19 protein-coding genes and 1 pseudogene are annotated in these 17,198 nt (G+C 70.1%); 1 reads left to right on the forward strand and 19 read right to left on the reverse strand.

Features of this window, described 5'->3' with window-relative positions; genetic code table 11:
* Window positions 1–63: 63 nt before the first annotated feature.
* Entirely contained in the window at window positions 64–912 is an 849-nt protein-coding gene (rpsB, locus tag GPZ80_RS26445) for a 30S ribosomal protein S2 (RefSeq protein ID WP_091370961.1), read from the reverse strand.
* Between the two features lie 431 nt (window positions 913–1,343).
* On the opposite strand from rpsB, the pseudogene GPZ80_RS33855 reads away from it, so the two are divergent.
* Window positions 1,344–1,817, forward strand: a pseudogene (locus GPZ80_RS33855) (murein hydrolase activator EnvC family protein); the annotation flags it as partial.
* 126 nt (window positions 1,818–1,943) lie between these two features.
* On the opposite strand, the gene GPZ80_RS26455 reads toward GPZ80_RS33855, so the two are convergent.
* The 18 genes from GPZ80_RS26455 to GPZ80_RS26540 all read right to left on the reverse strand — a co-directional run bounded on the left by GPZ80_RS26455 (window position 1,944) and on the right by GPZ80_RS26540 (window position 17,194).
* Window positions 1,944–2,864, reverse strand: coding sequence for a FliA/WhiG family RNA polymerase sigma factor (locus GPZ80_RS26455; protein ID WP_246477509.1), 921 nt, complete (start codon window positions 2,862–2,864; stop codon window positions 1,944–1,946).
* Window positions 2,836–3,996 (reverse strand): tyrosine recombinase XerC, encoded by a 1,161-nt coding sequence (locus GPZ80_RS26460; RefSeq protein WP_187223856.1) that lies wholly within the window; start codon window positions 3,994–3,996, stop codon window positions 2,836–2,838. The genes GPZ80_RS26455 and GPZ80_RS26460 overlap by 29 nt, the downstream gene beginning before the upstream one ends.
* Before the next feature lie 31 nt (window positions 3,997–4,027).
* A complete protein-coding gene (gene dprA, locus GPZ80_RS26465) occupies window positions 4,028–5,161 on the reverse strand; it encodes a DNA-processing protein DprA (RefSeq protein ID WP_187223804.1) in 1,134 nt (377 codons plus the stop codon).
* A 117-nt stretch (window positions 5,162–5,278) separates the two neighbouring features.
* Window positions 5,279–6,790: a YifB family Mg chelatase-like AAA ATPase gene (locus GPZ80_RS26470; protein ID WP_187223805.1), complete on the reverse strand. Its 1,512-nt coding sequence runs from the start codon at window positions 6,788–6,790 to the stop codon at window positions 5,279–5,281.
* Window positions 6,791–6,884: 94 nt separating this feature from the next.
* Window positions 6,885–7,241, reverse strand: a complete 357-nt coding sequence (locus GPZ80_RS26475) for a YraN family protein (protein WP_187223806.1) — start codon at window positions 7,239–7,241, stop codon at window positions 6,885–6,887.
* Window positions 7,242–7,387: 146 nt separating this feature from the next.
* Window positions 7,388–7,711, reverse strand: a complete 324-nt coding sequence (locus tag GPZ80_RS26480; RefSeq protein WP_091371416.1) for a DUF2469 domain-containing protein — start codon at window positions 7,709–7,711, stop codon at window positions 7,388–7,390.
* A 34-nt stretch (window positions 7,712–7,745) separates the two neighbouring features.
* Window positions 7,746–8,483: a ribonuclease HII gene (locus GPZ80_RS26485; RefSeq protein WP_187223807.1), complete on the reverse strand. Its 738-nt coding sequence runs from the start codon at window positions 8,481–8,483 to the stop codon at window positions 7,746–7,748.
* On the reverse strand, window positions 8,480–9,316 hold the full coding sequence (gene lepB / locus GPZ80_RS26490) for a signal peptidase I (RefSeq protein ID WP_187223808.1): 837 nt from the start codon (window positions 9,314–9,316) through the stop codon (window positions 8,480–8,482). Before lepB (GPZ80_RS26490) ends, GPZ80_RS26485 begins: the two co-directional genes overlap by 4 nt.
* A 9-nt stretch (window positions 9,317–9,325) precedes the next feature.
* The gene (lepB, locus tag GPZ80_RS26495) at window positions 9,326–10,186 is read right to left on the reverse strand and encodes a signal peptidase I (RefSeq protein ID WP_187223809.1); all 861 of its coding nucleotides are present in this window, start codon (window positions 10,184–10,186) and stop codon (window positions 9,326–9,328) included.
* Between the two features lie 86 nt (window positions 10,187–10,272).
* A complete protein-coding gene (lepB, locus tag GPZ80_RS26500) occupies window positions 10,273–11,211 on the reverse strand; it encodes a signal peptidase I (protein WP_187223857.1) in 939 nt (312 codons plus the stop codon).
* A gap of 522 nt (window positions 11,212–11,733) precedes the next feature.
* Complete coding sequence (gene rplS, locus GPZ80_RS26505; RefSeq protein ID WP_091370949.1) at window positions 11,734–12,093, reverse strand: 50S ribosomal protein L19; 360 nt, start codon at window positions 12,091–12,093, stop codon at window positions 11,734–11,736.
* Window positions 12,094–12,233: 140 nt separating this feature from the next.
* The gene (gene trmD / locus GPZ80_RS26510; RefSeq protein ID WP_187223810.1) at window positions 12,234–13,013 is read right to left on the reverse strand and encodes a tRNA (guanosine(37)-N1)-methyltransferase TrmD; all 780 of its coding nucleotides are present in this window, start codon (window positions 13,011–13,013) and stop codon (window positions 12,234–12,236) included.
* Between the two features lie 9 nt (window positions 13,014–13,022).
* Window positions 13,023–14,090, reverse strand: coding sequence for a M48 family metalloprotease (locus GPZ80_RS26515; protein ID WP_187223811.1), 1,068 nt, complete (start codon window positions 14,088–14,090; stop codon window positions 13,023–13,025).
* A gap of 198 nt (window positions 14,091–14,288) precedes the next feature.
* The gene (gene rimM / locus GPZ80_RS26520) at window positions 14,289–14,807 is read right to left on the reverse strand and encodes a ribosome maturation factor RimM (protein WP_187223812.1); all 519 of its coding nucleotides are present in this window, start codon (window positions 14,805–14,807) and stop codon (window positions 14,289–14,291) included.
* A 16-nt stretch (window positions 14,808–14,823) separates the two neighbouring features.
* Entirely contained in the window at window positions 14,824–15,063 is a 240-nt protein-coding gene (locus tag GPZ80_RS26525) for an RNA-binding protein (protein ID WP_054050002.1), read from the reverse strand.
* Window positions 15,060–15,524, reverse strand: coding sequence for a 30S ribosomal protein S16 (gene rpsP, locus GPZ80_RS26530; RefSeq protein WP_091370942.1), 465 nt, complete (start codon window positions 15,522–15,524; stop codon window positions 15,060–15,062). The genes GPZ80_RS26525 and rpsP overlap by 4 nt, the downstream gene beginning before the upstream one ends.
* A 171-nt stretch (window positions 15,525–15,695) precedes the next feature.
* Window positions 15,696–16,451, reverse strand: a complete 756-nt coding sequence (locus GPZ80_RS26535) for a LamB/YcsF family protein (RefSeq protein ID WP_312880590.1) — start codon at window positions 16,449–16,451, stop codon at window positions 15,696–15,698.
* The gene (locus GPZ80_RS26540; RefSeq protein WP_312880591.1) at window positions 16,448–17,194 is read right to left on the reverse strand and encodes a CPBP family intramembrane glutamic endopeptidase; all 747 of its coding nucleotides are present in this window, start codon (window positions 17,192–17,194) and stop codon (window positions 16,448–16,450) included. The genes GPZ80_RS26535 and GPZ80_RS26540 overlap by 4 nt, the downstream gene beginning before the upstream one ends.
* Between the last annotated feature and the right edge of the window lie 4 nt (window positions 17,195–17,198).

Below are 17,198 nucleotides of genomic sequence, written 5' to 3' on the forward strand. Positions count from 1 at the left end.
TTAGTTTGTGGCGCGGTGGCCGCCCCGGACCGTGTGGTCCAGGGCGGCCACCGCGAGCCGAGATCAGGACTCGGCGGGGGTTTCGGTCGCGGCCTCGACCGCGGCGACGGCCTGCTCGCCGTCGGCGGCGGCGGTCTCGGCACCCTTGAGCAGCTCCTGCTCCCACTCGGCCAGCGGCTCGGTGGCAGCACCCGCTTCCGGCTTGTCGGCGCCGTTGCGGGCACCCGAGCGCGCGATGAGACCGGCGGCGGCGGCCTCGGCCACCACCTTGGTCAGCAGCGCGGCGGAGCGGATCGCGTCGTCGTTACCCGGAATCGGGTAGTCGACCTCGTCCGGGTCGCAGTTGGTGTCGAGGATCGCCACGATCGGGATGTGCAGCTTGCGCGCCTCGCCGACCGCGATGTGCTCCTTCTTGGTGTCCACGATCCAGATGGCGCTGGGAACGCGCGCCATGTCGCGGATACCGCCGAGGGTGCGGTCGAGCTTGTCCTTCTCGCGGGTCAGCATCAGGATCTCTTTCTTGGTGAGACCCTGGAAGCCACCGGTCTGCTCCATCGACTCCAGCTCCTTGAGGCGCTGAAGACGCTTGTGCACGGTGGAGAAGTTGGTGAGCATGCCGCCCAGCCAGCGCTGGTTCACGTAGGGCATGCCGACGCGCAGCGCCTCGTTGGCGATGGCTTCCTGCGCCTGCTTCTTCGTGCCGACGAAAAGGATCGAGCCGCCGTGGGCGACAGTCTCCTTGACGAACTCGTAGGCGCGGTCGATGTAGGTCAGGGTCTGCCGCAGGTCGATGATGTAGATACCGTTGCGGTCAGTCAGGATGTAGCGCTTCATCTTCGGGTTCCAGCGGCGGGTCTGGTGCCCGAAGTGCACGCCGGAATCCAGCAGTTGCCTCATGGTGACGACGGCCATGGCCGGGTTCGCACCTCTTCATTTCGGGCGCGCCGGGCGGTTGGGCCGTGGCGCGCGTACTCGGTTGTCGCCGCAGGTCGGTGACCTGCAGGCCCTGGTGCCGTGCGGATGGCCGAACCCGCTGTTGAGAACGGGACCGTCGACCACCCTTTGTGCCGCGGCTGCCACTTGCGGTGGCCGCGAACGCGCACTGGCACGCGAAGTCGCCTCATGTCGCCACGAGACGCGGGTCGAAGTGTACGCCGGTCAGGGTCGGAATCGAGAATCGGAGCCCGCGGTTATCCACAGGCCCCGTATTCATCCACAGATCTGACCGACCCCTGGTGCCGCCGGGCCGCCCCCGGCAGGGTTGTCGTATGGGCCGCCACCAGCACGAACACCGCCGTCACCGCCTCCGCGCGGTGATCTTCGCGGCGCCGCTTGGGGCGCTGATGGGCGCAGTCTTGGGGGCTGTGGCGGCGGACTGGTCGTGGCAGGCGGGCGCAGGTCCGGCCACCGGTGTCGACGCCGCCACGTCCAGGGTCGCCCAGGTGGGCCCGGTCGGCGTGATCCCAGTCCGTCGAGTTCAGCCGCCCGAAGGTCCGGCCGAACCGCCGGATGACGGGCGGTTCTCCTGGCCGCTTCCCCCACCCCACGAGGTCGTGCGGCCGTTCCAAGCCCCATCGACGCCCTACGGGCCCGGTCACCGCGGTGTCGACCTGGCGAGCGCACCGGGAGCGCCGGTCCTCGCGGCGGGCGACGGGGTGGTGGTCTTCGCCGGGCGAGTCGTGGACCGCGAGGTCATCGCCATCGACCACGACGCCGGGTTGCGCACCGCGTACGAGCCCGTGGCGCCGTCGGTGGCGGCGGGAGCGCGGGTCCGTCGCGGCGAGCAGATCGGGGTGCTCACCCCCGGCCACCCTGGGTGCCCCGAGCTCGCCTGCCTGCACTGGAGCTTGCGCCGCGACGGGACATACCTGGAGCCCCTGTGGCTTATCCGCCCACCGAGGGTGCGGCTGCTCCCGCTGGAACCCGGGTGGGAGTCCGCCGCCTCAGACTTCCGCGACCTCGAGGAGTTTCGCGCGCAGGCGGAGGACCGCCCGGGTGTGCAGCTGGCAGACCCGCGACTCGGTGACGCCGAGGACACGGCCGATCTCGGCGAGGGTGAGGTTCTCGAAGTAGTAGAGGGTGACCACGACCCGGTCTCGCTCGGCGAGCCTGCCGATGGCCTCGGCGAGCTGGCGGCGGTTGTCCTGGTCGACGAGCAACGCAACCGGGTCCTCGGCGGTCTCGTCCTCGAGCGTGTCGGCCAGCGAGGTCGATCCCCGCCCGGCGGCGGCGAGCTCGTCGAGCGCGACGACGCTGGTGAGTTGGAGCTGGGCGTAGACGTCGCGCAGTTCACCGACGGTCAGGCCCAGTTCGCCCGCGAGTTCGGCGTCGTTGGGGGTGCGCTGCAGTTTGGCGCCGAGGCGTTCGATGCCGCGTTCGACCTCGCGGGCGCGGCCGCGGACGGTGCGCGGCACCCAGTCCTGGGCGCGCAGGTCGTCGAGGATCGCGCCGCGGATGCGCTGCATGGCGTAGGTCTCGAACTTGAGGCCGCGCTCCGGCTCGAACTTCTCGATGGCGTCGACCAGGCCGAAGATCCCGGACTGGATCAGGTCGGACACGTCGACGTGCGCGGGCAGGCCGGTGCCCACCCGTCCCGCCACGTACTTGACGAGCGGGGCGTAGTGCAGCACGAGCCGGTCCCTGAGCCCGTGCTCGCGCTGCTCGCCGAACTTGCGCCACAGGGCGACGATGCCCGCTTCGACGTCGTCGGCGGTGCGTTGGTCTCCGGGCAGCACTCCGGAGGTCTCGCCGGTCCCGAAGGAGACGGCGGTTCCGTTCACCGGGGGTCTCGATTCCGGGGACGGGGCCACCGGTGTCCGAGAACCTTCCCCGGTGTCACCGGGAACGGGGATGGGTTCGGTCATGGATCGCCTTCAGCCGTTCGACGGTCACGTGGGTGTAGAGCTGGGTCGTCGAGAGCGTAGCGTGACCAAGTAGCTCCTGGACGCTACGAAGGTCAGCACCCCCTTCGAGCAGGTGCGTAGCCGCGGAGTGACGAAGCCCGTGCGGGCCCATGTCCGGCGCGCCCGAAACCGCCCCCAAAGCGTCGTGCACGATGCGCCGCACACTGGCTGGTTGAAGCCGTCCCCCACGGGTACCGAGCCACAGTGCCGGCGGGGAATCGTCGCTGGCAAGTGCCCGCCGACCCTGGTCGAGCCAGGTCGACACGGCCGCGGCGGCGGGAACACCGAACGGGACGGTCCGCTCTTTGCCGCCCTTGCCCATCACCCTGAGTACCCGCGAGCCGGAATCGACGTCGTCGACATCGAGCCCGCAGAGTTCCGATACCCGGATTCCGGTGGCGTACAGCAACTCCAACAGCGCGTGGTCACGCAGCGCCACCGGATCCAGTTGGGCCGCGCCCGCCGCCGACACCCGCATCAGCTCGGAGGCCTGATCCTGCCGCAACACCGACGGCAGTGTCCGATGCCGCACCGGCGCCACCAGCCGCGACCCGGGGTCGACGTCGAGGTGCTCGCGCCGCAGCGCCCACGCGGTGAACGTCCGCGCCGAGGCCGACCGCCTGGCCATCGTCGTCCGACTCGCCCCCGCCCCCAACTGCGCCGCCAACCACCCACGCAGCCCTTCAAGATCAAGGCCGACGCCGCGCAGACCCGCCCCTGCCGCTCGCTCGACGCCGCCATCACCGACGTCATGGCGGTCGTCGTCGGCATCCCCGCCGACACCGGGGTTGTCGTCGCCCGCGTCGCCACGATCACCATCGCCGGTGTCGGGCCCACCGGCGGAGTCGCCCGCGGATCCGTCACCTGATTCGGCGAAGCCGTCGAGGAGGCCGTGGAGGTGTCCGAGCAACGAGACCGCGTCGCCGACGTAGGCGCGGACGGTGTGGGGGGACAGACCCCTTTCCAATGCCAGATGGCGTTCGTAGTCGGTCAAAACCGTGCGAACCCCGCCCGGCAGCGCGGATCGGACCCGGTGGAGGTCGACCCGGCTTGATCCGGTGGAGGCGCGAGGCACCCCTTGACGCTGCGCCATGGCGGGGCTCGGGTCAAGCATCGCCACGCGGTCATGATCGAAGTCGGCGCCACCCTTCCTCGCCTCGGGCGGCGAGTCCGGTGAGCTCCAACTCCGGCAGCAACGCTCTGACCCGCGACAACGGCACTCCCGATGCCGAAGAGACCTGTTCCGGGCTCAGCCCGCCACGCGTTTTCAGTGCTTCGTGCACACGGAGAGCCTGATCACCCAACCCGTCGGTGGACCGCCTCGGTTTCTCCCGGGGCGCGACGAGGTCCGCGCCGACCTGCCCGACCGCCTCCAGGATCTCCGGGACCGAACACACCACGGTGGCGGCCCCGAGCCGCAGGAGTTCGTGGCAGCCGAGCGACATCGCCGAGCCGATCGGGCCGGGGACCGCCAGCACGACCTTGCCCAGGGCGGCCGCCGTCGACGCCGTGTTCCGCGCCCCGCTGCGCACGCCCGCCTCGACGACGACCGTGCCCGCGCTCAGCGCCGCGATCAGCCGGTTGCGCACCAGGAACCGGTGTTTGGCGGGCGGCGTGCCCGGCGGGTACTCGCTGATCACCGCGCCGGTGTCGGCGATCCGGTCGAGCAGCCGCGAGTGCGCCGCCGGGTATCGGACGTCGACTCCGCAGCCGAGCACCGCGATGGTCGCGCCTTCGGCGCCGAGCGCGCCCCGGTGGGCGGCGCCGTCGATGCCGTACGCGGCGCCGGCGACGACCGTCGCGCCCGCCTCGGCCAGCCCGTAGCCGAACTCGGTGGCGACGTGTTCGCCGTAGCTCGTCGCGGCCCGGGCCCCGATGACGGACACGGCACGCTGCAGGGCGTCGTCGAGCGCGACCGGGCCGCGCACCCACAGCGCGAGCGGCGGCCCCGCCCAGCGCAGGCCACGCCCGCACGCGTGGTGCAGGGCGAGCAGTGGCCAGCCGGGCCACTCCTGGTCCTCCGGAATGACCAGCCGCGCACCGGCCGCCGCCGCGTTCTCGAGGTCGGCTTCGGCGCGGTCGCGTGCGCTGCGGGCCGAGGTCTCGTCGCGAACGGCGTCCGGCACCTCCCCCGCCTTGACCCGCGCCGCGGCCTGCACCGGCCCGAGCGCCTCGACGAACATCGACAACGCCGCCGCGGGTGGCTCGGCGACACCCAGGAGGTAGGCACGAGCGGCTCGAACAGCATCGATCGTCATTCCCTTCCCCCGCAAATCCCTGTCAGCAAAGGGAATCGATCCGGTTGCCTTGTTTGATCCTTCGTACGAAAGCTATTCATCGATGTTCCTTTACAAAGTCGTTTCCTGGCAAGGAGTTCACGCCGACCGCCGGTCCCGAAACTCAAGCGCGGCCGCGACATGGTCCGGGGTGGGGGTTGCCGACTCCGCCAGGTCGGCGAGGGTCCAGGCGATGCGAAGGCAGCGGTCGGCGCCCCGGGCGGTGAGGGCGCCGGTGTTGAGGCTTCGGTCGAGCAGCGCGGTGGTGTCGCGGGGTAAGGCGAAGGCACGGCGAAGGACCGGGCCCGGTGCTTCGGAGTTGGTCCGCCAGCCGTAGGCCGACCAACGCGTGCCCGCCCGGTCGCGGGCTTGCTCGACCCGCTCACGAACCGTGGCGGTGGACTCCGGCTCGGTGTCGCCCGCCCGGGACATGGCGGTGATCGGTCGCATCCGCACGCGTAGGTCGACCCGGTCCAGCAGCGGACCGGAAAGCCTTGCCAGATAACGACGTCTGGCATGCGGAGCGCACACGCAGTCCGCTTCCCGCGACGGCGCGCAGGGGCAGGGATTGGTGGCCAGGACCAGTTGGAAGGCAGCCGGGTAACGGACGACGCCGTCGCGCCGGGCAAGCCGGATCTCGCCTTCCTCCAGTGCGGTCCGCAGCGCTTCGAGGCGGTTCGGGGCGAACTCGCAGGCCTCGTCCAAGAAGAGAATTCCCCTGTGCGCCTTGCTGATCGCTCCGGGCTTGGCCAAGCCGACGCCACCGCCGACGAGCGCGGGCACGGACGTCGTGTGGTGTGGCGCGATGAAGGGAGGAAGGGTGATCAGGGGTGACTCGGCGGCCAGGTCGCCGGAGACCGAGTGGATGGCGGTGACTTCGAGCGCTTGTTCGCGGTCGAGCGGGGGCAGCAAGCCGGGCAGGCGTTTGGCGAGCATGGTCTTGCCCGTCCCGGGTGGCCCCGCGAGGAGCAGGTTGTGCCCACCGGCCGCCGCGACTTCCAGGGCCCACCGTGCCTCGGGCTGGCCGAGCACGTCCGCGAGGTCAGGAGGCGCCGCTCCGGTTTCGGCGGTGAGCGGCTCGGGCCGGGCCAGTTCGCCCTCGCCCCGAGCCCAGACGAGGACATCTGTGAGGCAGTCGGCGCCGTAGACCTCCAGCCCGCCGACCAGCGACGCTTCCGCCATGGCAGCCATGGGAACGATCGCCCGGCGCAACCCGGAACGGCGGGCCGCGAGCATGCAGGGCAGGACGCCCCGGACCGTGCGCAGCCTGCCGTCGAGCGCGAGTTCGCCGAGGAGGACGGTGCCCGCCAGCAACTCCGGCGGCGCCTTGCGGTCGGCGACCAGGACGGACAGCGCGAGCGCGAGGTCGTAGCCGGAGCCACCCTTGGGGAGGGCGGCGGGCGAGAGGCCAAGGGTGACCAGCTGATCAGGCCACTGCAGCCCACTGTTGCGCACCGCGGCGCGAACCCGGTCTTTGGCTTCGTTGAGGGAGGCGTCGGGCAGGCCGACGATGGTTGTTTTGGGCTTGCCGCCACCGATATCGGCCTCGATCTCGACGGTGATCCCGTCGACGCCGAACAGTGCGATCGACCAGGCGCGGGCAAGGACCATCAGGCCACGCCCCAAAGGGAAGTGAGCATGGGTCGAACCGTGATGGGGAGGGCGCTGGAACCGGAGTCCACCGTCATGGGCACACGGCCGCGCATCAGAAGGCTGCCTTGAGGTGGCGGATCTCCGGTGTCCCGCCCGGCGCCCACAGGACCGACACGATGTCGAAGCGCGTTTCGCACGGCAGGAGGCCGTGGTCGACGCGCCAGCGGGTGGCGAGACGGCGGATCCGGGCGGCTTTGGCGTCCGTCACCGACTCGGTGGGGGTGCCGTACACGGTGGAGGTTCGGGTCTTGACCTCACAGACCACGAGCCGGGTGCGGTCGGTGAGGATCAGGTCCAGTTCGCCCTGGCGGCAGCGCCAGTTGCGGTCCAGCAGGACCAGGCCGGTGCTCTCCAGGTACCTGGCCGCGAGGTCTTCGCCTTGGGTGCCTAGGTCGAGATGGGCGGGCATGGTGCTCCAGTCGGGATCGAGTGGTGTCGATCTCGACGGTGTCGCACCTCAGGGCCCGGCGGGAGTGCCCGGTGGTGACCTGTGGATTCGTGTGGACAGACCCGGAGAAGTCGATCTCCGGGTCACTTCTTTGTCGCTCGCTTGTGCTAGGTGCCGAACGGGCCGTCTTCGGGCAGTCGCAGGTCCGGCTTGTCGAGTTCCTCGACGTTGACGTCCTTGAAGGTGATCACCCGGACGTTCTTCACGAACCTCGCGGGCCGGTACATGTCCCACACCCAGGCGTCGGACATGCGTACTTCGAAATAGACCTCGCCGTCGGCGTCGCGTACCTGGACGTCGACGCCGTTGGCCAGGTAGAAACGTCGCTCGGTTTCCACCACGTAGGCGAACTGTCCGACGATGTCGCGGTACTCCCGGTAGAGCGACAGCTCCATCTCGGTCTCGTACTTCTCGAGATCCTCCGCGCTCATGTGCCGCGCGCCCCTCCTGGTCGTGATGTCCCGCTCACTGCGGTGGTCCACCATTCTGAACCACGGCCGCCGCGGCCACACTCAGCGCCACCCGGTGTGGCGCGCGCAGGCCGTGGGCCAAGCCCGCCGCGGCTACGTTGGCGAAGGACCAGCGGTGCTCGTGGCTTGGTCCGTGCTCATCCAACGCGGCGGTGTGGATACCGGTGCAGTAGCCCTTGTGAACATCGAATCGATACTGCGGCAACTGGTCGTGCAAGTCCTCCATGATGCGGTCCCGGGTGACTTTCGCCAAGACCGACGCGGCCGCGACGCACGCCGCGGCCTGGTCGCCCTTGAGGACGGGCACGCTCGGGGCCGTCAGGCCCGGCACGCGGAAGCCGTCGACCAGCACGTACCCGGGGTGGGTGCCGAGCCGGGCGACCGCGCGCCGCATGCCTTCGATGTTGGCGACGTGGACGCCCATCCGGTCGACCTCGGCGGTCGGCACGACGACCACCGCGTAGTCGACGGCACGCTTCTTGACCAGGTCGAACATCCGGTCGCGCGCCGCCGCCGTCATCAGCTTGGAGTCGGTGAGCCCGTCGAGCCGCTCGGCGTCGCCGGGGCGCAGGACGCAGGAGGCGATGACCAGCGGGCCCGCGCACGCGCCGCGGCCCGCCTCGTCGACGCCCGCCACCGGCCCGAGGCCTCGGCGGTGCAACGCGGCCTGCAGGCTCCAGTTGCCCGCGTCGCGGCGGACCACGGCGCGGGGTGGGCGCAGGAAGGCGGTCACCGGGGCCTCACCAGGGTGCGCACGCGCCGACCCAGCCACAGCGTCGGCCACGCCGCCGCGATGCCGAGGCCCGCGGGGATGCCGGTCTGCCACGCCGGCGCGGACAGTGCCTGCGAGTTGTGGTCGCCGACACCCTGCCACCGCGAAGGCGGCAGGATGATCGCCCGCACCTTGCCGATCACGTTGTCCACCGGCACCAGTCCGTTTCCGCCGCCGCCGCCCTGGCTGCGCGAGTCGCCCGAGTTGTTGCGGTTGTCGCCCATCACGAACAGCATGCCCCGCGGAACCGTGATCGGACCGAACTGCGCCTGCTTGGGATCGCCGATGGAGGTGTCCCAGAAGATGTACGGCTCGTCGAGCGGCTTCCCGTCGACGAGTACCCGGTTCTGCTCGTCGCAGCACTTGATCGTCTGACCGCCGACCGCGGCGATCCGCTTGACGACGTCGTCCTCGTCGGGCGCCGCGAGCCCGAACAGCCCGCCGATGCTCTCCAGCCAGCTCACCACCACCTTGTCCGACCGCGAGGAGGTGAACTCGGGGCGGTTCCAGGTGGCGGGCCGCTTGAACACGACGACTTCGCCGACCTCCGGCTCACCGAAGGTGTAGACGAGCTTGTCGACCAGGACCCGGTCGCCGTAGCAGCCCGGGCAGCCGTGCAGCGTCTGCTCCATCGACGCCGACGGGATCACGAAGACCCGCGCCAGGAACGTTTGGATCAGAAACGTCAGAACCAGCGCGACCGCGATGAGGATCGGCAGTTCCTGCCAGAAGGGCCGCCTCTTCTTGCTCTTGCGCGGTTTCGGCTCATCCTCGTCGAGGGGTTGGTCGGACACCGATCAAGCCTACCGGGGAGCCGAGCGACCACCGGCGGTGAGCATGCCCCGCACCCTGCGCCCCAGCCACAGCGTCGGCCACGCCGCCGCGATGCCGAGACCCGCCGGGATGCCGGTCTGCCACGCGGGGGCGGAGAGCGCCTGCGGGTTGTGGTCGCCGATGCCCTGCCACCGCGACGGCGGCAGGATGATCGCGCGGGCCTTGCCGATGATGTTGTCGACCGGGACGAACCCGTTCGCGCCGCCGCCGCCCTGCGCGCGCGAGTCGCGGGAGTTGTTGCGGTTGTCGCCCATCACGAACACCATGCCCGGCGGAACGGTGATCTTCGGGAACACGTCCTGCTGGGCTTCCGGCCCGGGCATGTAGCGGTACGGCTCGCTCAGGGAGTTGCCGTTGACCATGACGCGGTTCTCGTCGTCGCAGCACTCGATGGTCTGGCCCGCCACGGCGATGATCCGCTTCACGACGTCCTCGTCGCTGGACTCGACCATGCCGAACTGCGAGCCGATGTCCTGGATCCACGCGACGAGCGCGTTGTCGGACCGCTTGGCGCCGCCGTGCTGGTCCCACGTCGACGGACGCTGGAAGACCACCACATCGCCCGGCTTCGGGTCGTTGAAGTAGTAGACGACCTTGTCGACCAGCACGCGGTCGCCCGTGCAGCCCGCGCACCCGTGCAGGGTGCGCTCCATCGACTCCGACGGGATGACGAACACCCGCGCGACGAAAGTCTGGATGAGGAAGGTGAGCACCAGGGCCACCGCGGCGAGCATCAGCAACTCGACGAAGAAGGAGTGCTTCCGCTTCGGCTTGCCCGCCTTCGTGCCCGAGTCCGGCTCGTCCGATTCCGACTGGTGCGATTCGTGCATGTCCGGCTCCCGAATGCCCGGATCGTCGACAGCGAGATTCTCGGCGCCGCGTCCATCCCCTGGCACGGCACCGTGTGCGTCCGACACTAATCAGCCTTCCGTGATGTGAGAGCGATCTTCGCGCGGCGGCCGATCCACAGCACCGGCCACGCGGCGGCCACGCCGAGACCGGCCGGGATCCCCTGCTGCCACGCTGCCGCGGCCAGATCGACGTCCCCTTGCGGGTTGTGGTCGCCCACACCGCGCCAGCGCGAGGGCGGCAGCACGATGTAGCGGGCCTTGCCGATGACCTTGCCGAGCGGGACGACGCCGCGGATGCCGCCGCCACCCTGGAATCGGGAGTCGGAGGAGTTGTCGCGGTTGTCACCCATGACCCACAGGGTGCCCTCGGGCACCGTAACGCGAGCGAACTGATTGCGCTCGCTGGGTGTGCCGTGCTCCCAGTAGATATATGGCTCGTCGAGGGGCTTGCCGTCGACCAGCACGCGGTTCTGCTCGTCGCAGCACTCGACGGTCTGGCCGCCGACAGCGATGACCCGCTTGACGAAGTCGCGCTCGTCCGGCGGGGCGACACCGATCAGCGAACCCATGTATTGCAGCCCGCGGACCAGCGGGTTGTCCGAGCGCTTGTCCCGGATGTCGTTCTCGGTCCAGGTGTTCGGCCCCTGGAAGACGACCACGTCGCCCGGGCTGGGATCGCGGAAGTCGTAGACGATCTTGTCGACGAACACCCGGTCGCCGGTGCAGCCCGGGCAGCCGTGCAACGTCTTCTCCATCGAGCCGGACGGGATGGAATACACCCGACCGATGAAGTGCTGGATCGCGAACGTGAGGACCAGCGCCACTCCCGCGAGGACGAGCAACTCGCGCCAGAGCGGCTGCTTGCGCGGCGGCCTGCGGTGCTTGCCCTGCCTGCGCCTGCGCTCCTCGTCGGTCTCCTCGGCCTCCGCCTCGGGCTTCGCCGGGGCCTCTGACTTGGCCGGCGTCGACGGCTTGGCGGCGGGCTCGGCCTTCGGCGGGACCACGGGCTTGGGCGGAAGCGTCGGCGCGGGGCTGTGCGGTTCGACCTTGGGGATGAGCTCGGTCGGCCCGTCGATGGGGAGACGCGAGATGCGCTCGGTGACGTGCGCACCGGGATCCGGCGGAGGCGCCGCGGGGCCGCGGGAGATCTGCTCGGTCACCCGGGTGGAAACACTGGGGACCGGCGGCTTCGGCGGCTCTTCCGGCAGCGGCGGGAGGGCTTCCTCCGGCAGCGGCGTGCCGAACCAGAACTCGGGACTCACCGATTGCGGGCCCGACGGCGGCGTTTCGGCAGCTCGCCTGATGGGCTCGGTGTAGGCGACCTCGGGAACCGCGGTGCCGTTGACCTTGGTGCCGTTGACCCGCTTGGCGCTCACCGAAGTCCCGTTGGTCTGGCCATGGCGCTGGTCCGCCGTCTCCTCCTGGAAATGCCCGACGTGTGCCGCGCCTTCAGCAGGCAGCGGCACACGGCGGGAGGAACGGTCGACCACGCACGCCAGCGTACGTCAGCCGGTGTGCTGACCGCGTCAGGAAGCGGTCTGAGGCTCGCGCTTCTCCTTGATCTTCGCGGCCTTGCCGCGCAGCTCACGGAGGTAGTACAGCTTGGCGCGCCGGACGTCGCCGCGCTTGGCGACCTCGATCTCGGCGATGTTGGGAGTGTGCACCGGGAAGGTGCGCTCCACGCCGACACCGAACGACACCTTGCGGACAGTGAAGGTCTCGCGGATCCCGCCACCCTGGCGACGGATGACGACGCCCTGGAACACCTGGACACGAGTACGAGTGCCCTCGATGACGCGGACGTGGACCTTCAGCGTGTCACCCGGGCGGAAGTCCGGGATGTCGGAACGCAGCGACTTGGCGTCCAGGGCATCCAGGGTGTTCATCGGTAGTCCGTCCTCGTCAATTCGGAGATGTTCGTTCGTCGCTCCCGGCCGCAGGCGGCAAGCCGCCTATGTGTCCAGCCTGGGAGTGGGCTTGAGGTGCGCGCTCGGGAAGACCCGGACGCGACAACTCAGGAAGTATGTCAGACGGGATCCTCGGACCGGAAATCGCCCCCTGGCGGGGCCTTCCGCAGCCGTTCGAGCAGGGCTCGGTCGTGCTTGTCCAGCGACTCGGGGGGCAGGGCGGCGAGCAGGTCGGGGCGGCGCGCGAACGTGCGCTCGATCGCCTGGTCACGGCGCCAGCGGTCGATCGCCTTGTGGTTGCCCGACCGCAGCACCTCGGGCACCGCGCGGTCGCGCCACACCTCGGGGCGGGTGTAGCTGGGGCCTTCCAGCAGCCCGTCGGAGAACGAGTCCTGCTCGGCCGAGAGCGGGTTGCCCAGGACACCGGGCAGCAGCCGGGCCACCGCCTCGACCATGACCATGACCGCGACCTCGCCGCCGACCAGCACGTAGTCGCCGATGGAGACCTCATCGACGCGCATCCGGGTCGAGGCGTCGTCGATGACCCGCTGGTCGATGCCCTCGTAGCGGCCGCAGGCGAACACCAATCGCGACTCGGTGGCGTACTCGTGGGCCATGGCCTGGGTGAACGGCCTGCCCGCCGGGGTCGGCACGACCAGTCGGGGCGGCTCCCCCGCGCACACCTCGTCGAGCGCCTCACCCCACACCTGGGGCTTCATCACCATGCCGGGACCACCGCCGTACGGGCTGTCGTCGACGCCCTTGTGCACGTCATAGGTCCAGCGACGCAGGTCGTGGACGTCGAGGTTGAGCAGCCCGCGCTCGATGGCCCGGCCCAGCAGCGCGCCGCGCAGGGGGTCGAGGTACTCGGGAAAGATCGTGACAATGTCGATCCGCACCGGTGAAGGCTAGCCGCGGGCGTCCAAGCGCTGCGCGATGGCCGGGACCAGGTCCAGGAACAGGTGCTCGAACCAGCGCATGAGCCCGCCGGGCAGGTCCAGCGGCGGCACCGGCATCGGGGCACGCGCGTATTCCTGCTCTATGACCGGCCACAGAGCGTCCCAGCGTTGGCCGGACGGCGGGTGCCCGCTTGCCGCGGGCGGGTAGCCGACAACCTTGAGTTCACCGTCGAGTTCGTGCAGCACCAGGTCGAGCAGCAGGAAGTACAGCGGGCCGGTGGCGGCGGCCGCGGCGGCGAGGCCGTGCCTGCGGACGAACAGCGGGTCCTGTTCGGCGGCGGCGGCGAGCCACTGCTCGGTGAGGACCAGCTGGGCGCCGATGCGGTCGGCCTCGAACTCGTCCTCCACGGACCGGGTGTGGACGTCGACCTTGGAGTCCACCGACGTGAGCGTCGTGCGGCCGGCCTGGGAGTGCTTGGCCACGATGTGGCCGTACTCGTGGCCGATCGCGAACCGCATGGAGGCGTTGACCAGCAGGTCCAGCATCACCTCGCGGTGGCCGGTGAGCGGTGGCAGCGGCACGGACCGCCAAGGGTCGCCGTAGCGCAGGTGCGCGGCGAAGACGTCGGCCAGCGCGGCGAGGGTCTGCGGCCGGTCCAGGATCGGTGGTTCGCCGAACATCTGGGCGGACATCATATTGATCTTCAGGGTGAGGAAGACCAGGCCCATCGCGCCGCTGCTCATCAGGATCAGATCGCCGCCGGCGGCGGGGGTGGTCCAGGCGTTGAGATCACCGAGCGGGTAGAGGCCGGTGACGATCTGGCGCGGGTCGAACGACAGGTCGAGCGAGTGGGCCGCGGCCTCGACCTCCTCGACCCGGCGGTCCAGCAGGTCCTGGGCGGAGCTGAGGTGGCGCAGGGGCTCGGCGACGTAGTCGTCGGTGGCGGCGAGCAGGGCGCCGACGCGCTCGGCCGTGTTGTGCCCGCCCACGGCGGGGCCGATCAGCCTGCCGCTGAACCCGTCCCGCTGCACCAGCGCGAGATAGGTGGTGACCAGCTTCCTGGACCGCGTGCTCATCGCGGATCGAGTGCGCCCCTGCCCGTGACGGCCTCGACTAAGGCGGCGTCACGCAGGGACTCGACTAAGGATTCGGCAGGGGTCGGCGACGGCAGTCGGCTCATGAGCACGTTGTCGGACATCCGCCACCCCCAGGGTCGAAGCGGTCGCCAGACTAGCGGAGGCATTCACCCATCAGTGGGTACCCGGGACACGGGTTTATTCGATCAGGCCCTCAGGCGGGTCGAGCACGACGCGACCGCCCTTGACGTCGACTTCCGGGACGATCTGACGGACGAACGGCACCAGGACCTCTTCGCCGCCGGGGCGGTTGATCACCAGCAGCTCACCGCCGAGGCCATGGGCGATTTCCTTGACCTTGCCGACTTCGGTCCCGTCCAGGAGCACCGCGGACAGACCCGCCAGCTCGTAGTCGTAGAACTCGTCGGGGTCGTCGATGGGAGCCAGCGTCGAGGGGTCGGCGAGCAGGAGCGCTCCCCGCATGTCCTCGGCGGTGTTGCGGTCGGGGACTTCCTCGAAACGCACCAGCAGCCGCCCGGCGTGTGGCCGGGCGGCTGTGATGGTGAGCGTGCGCTTGGAGCCGTCCCGCAACTGTGCTGTCACCGACTCACCGAGCGCGAAACGCTGCTCGGGTGAGTCGGTGTGCAGCTCGATAGCCAGTTCGCCGGTGATTCCGTGCGCCTTGGCGACACGGCCGACGAGTACCAGCGCGTTCATTCGCTCCACAGTCCGATCAGTGATCGGTGTCGACCACGTCGACCCGGATACCGCGACCGCCGACACCGGCCATCACGGTACGAAGAGCCGTGGCGGTGCGGCCGCCCCGGCCGATCACCTTGCCCAGGTCCTCCGGGTTGACATGGACTTCGAGCGTGCGGCCACGACGGGTCGTGACCAGCTCGACCTGGACATCGTCGGGGTGGTCGACGATGCCGCGCACGAGGTGCTCGAGTGCGTCCGCGAGGGCACTCACTCGGCCGGCGCCTCGGTCTCGGTGGCGGCCGCGGCCGGTGCCTCGGCGTCAGCCTTCGGCTCGGCCTTCTTCGGCGCCGACTTCTTCTTCGGCGTGGTCGCGTCGGTCGAGGGCTCCTCGCCCGCGGCCTTGAGCGCGGCCTCGAACAGCGACTGCTTCGACGGCTTCGGCTCCTTGACGCGCAGGGTGCCCTCGGCGCCCGGCAGGCCCTTGAACTTCTGCCAGTCGCCGGTGATCTCCAGCAGGTTCTTCACCGAGTCGGTCGGCTGCGCGCCGACACCCAGCCAGTACTGGGCCCGCTCGGAGTCGACCTCGATGAGGCTCGGCTCTTCCTTCGGGCTGTAACGGCCGATCGTCTCGATCGCCTTGCCGTCACGACGGGTGCGCGCGTCGGAGACGATGATGCGGTAGTACGGCGCACGGATCTTTCCGAGGCGCTGCAGCTTGATCTTGACAGCCACGGGTTGGGGTGCTCCTCAAAGCTCTCGGTACTGCGATGTGTGAGCGTGGCGTTCCGAGTGGGGTCGGTCGGCCTTGCCCGAAGGTTCAGGCGTCACGGCACGGTGAGAGGGTCCGGCCATGACGGACAGCGGGTAATTGTGCCAGACGCGAGACGGGCTTGACGCCTTGGGTCACCCGACGAAGGCGGCGACCTCGACACCTGCCTGGTCGAGCGCCGCCCGGACGGCCCGCGCGTGATGCACGGCACCCGGTGTGTCGCCGTGCAGGCACAGCGACCGGGCGGGCATCGGGAGCACGGTCCCGTCCATGGCGACGATCTCCTTGGACACCGCGAGGCGCACGGCGCGCTCGACCACGGCGGCCGTTTCGATGATCGACGCGCCCGGCTCGCCGCGCGGCACGAGCGTGCCCTCCGGGGTGTAGCCGCGGTCGGCGAACGCCTCGAAGACGCAGGGCAGCCCCACGGACTCCGCCGCGTCGAGCAGCCGGGAGCCGGGCAGGCCGAGGACGGGCAGCACGCCGAACGCGCGCACGGCGTCCGCGACGGCGGCGGCCTGGGCGTCGTGGTGCACCACGGCGTTGTAGAGCGCCCCGTGCGGTTTCACGTAGCCCACGGAAGTCCCGGACGCGCGCGCGATGCCGTCGAGCGCGCCGATCTGATAGAGCACCTCGTCGGCCAACTGGGCGGGGTCGACGTCGATGAAGCGCCTGCCGAACCCGGCGAGGTCCCGGTATGAGACCTGGGCGCCGACAGCCACTCCCCCGGCCGCCGCGGCCTGGCAGACCGCGCGCATCGTCGAGGCGTCGCCCGCGTGGAAGCCGCAGGCGACGTTGGCGGAGGTGACGATGTCGAGCAGGGCCATGTCGTCGCCGAGGCGCCACACACCGAAGCCCTCGCCGAGATCGGCGTTGAGGTCGAGGATCACGGCTGCATCACCCCGAGGGTGATCAGCAGGATGGCGAGTGCGGGCACGAAGTTGTTGATCTGGTGGGCGACGATGCTCGCGCCGAGCCTGCCGGTGTAGAGCCGGGCCAGGCCGATCGGGATGGCGACGACCAGCAGCAGCGAGGTGCGCAACGGCTCCAGATGGCTGATCGCGAAGATCACGGTGGTCAGGCCGAACACCACCCAGCGGCCCATGTTCAGCCGCTCAAGCGCCCCCCACAGCAGGCCGCGGTAGATGATCTCCTCGAAGACCGGGCCGATGAGCCACACATAGACGAACAACGTGATCGCGGCGGCCACCGGCATCAACCGGTCGTCGACGAGCAGGCCCAGGGAGGATTTCGCGTCCTCCTGACCGACGACCTTGGTCCACACGGTGCCCGCGATGGTGGTGAGAACCAGGCCGAGCATGCCGAACTTGAAGCCCGCCTTGACGTCCTCACGGGTGTACGACCATCGCAGGTCGAGCTTCGGGCCGTAGCCCCGCAGCTTGGTGACCAACAGGGCCAGCAGGGTGGCCAGGGCGGTGGGCACCATGGTCCCGACGAGGATCACCGCGATCGAGTGAGTCTTGTTGAGTCCGTACATCCGCGCGATCGTGCCGATGACCACGGCGGTCAGGATGTAGACGCCCAACACGAGCAGGAACGCGCCGAAACCCCATTTGTGGTCTCGAACCTGCGGCTGCGGCGTCTCCGCGGGCGTCTCCGTAACCGGGGTCACATTC

Origin of the sequence: Actinokineospora xionganensis (assembly GCF_014323725.1) — a bacterium.
GTDB lineage: Bacteria > Actinomycetota > Actinomycetes > Mycobacteriales > Pseudonocardiaceae > Actinokineospora > Actinokineospora xionganensis.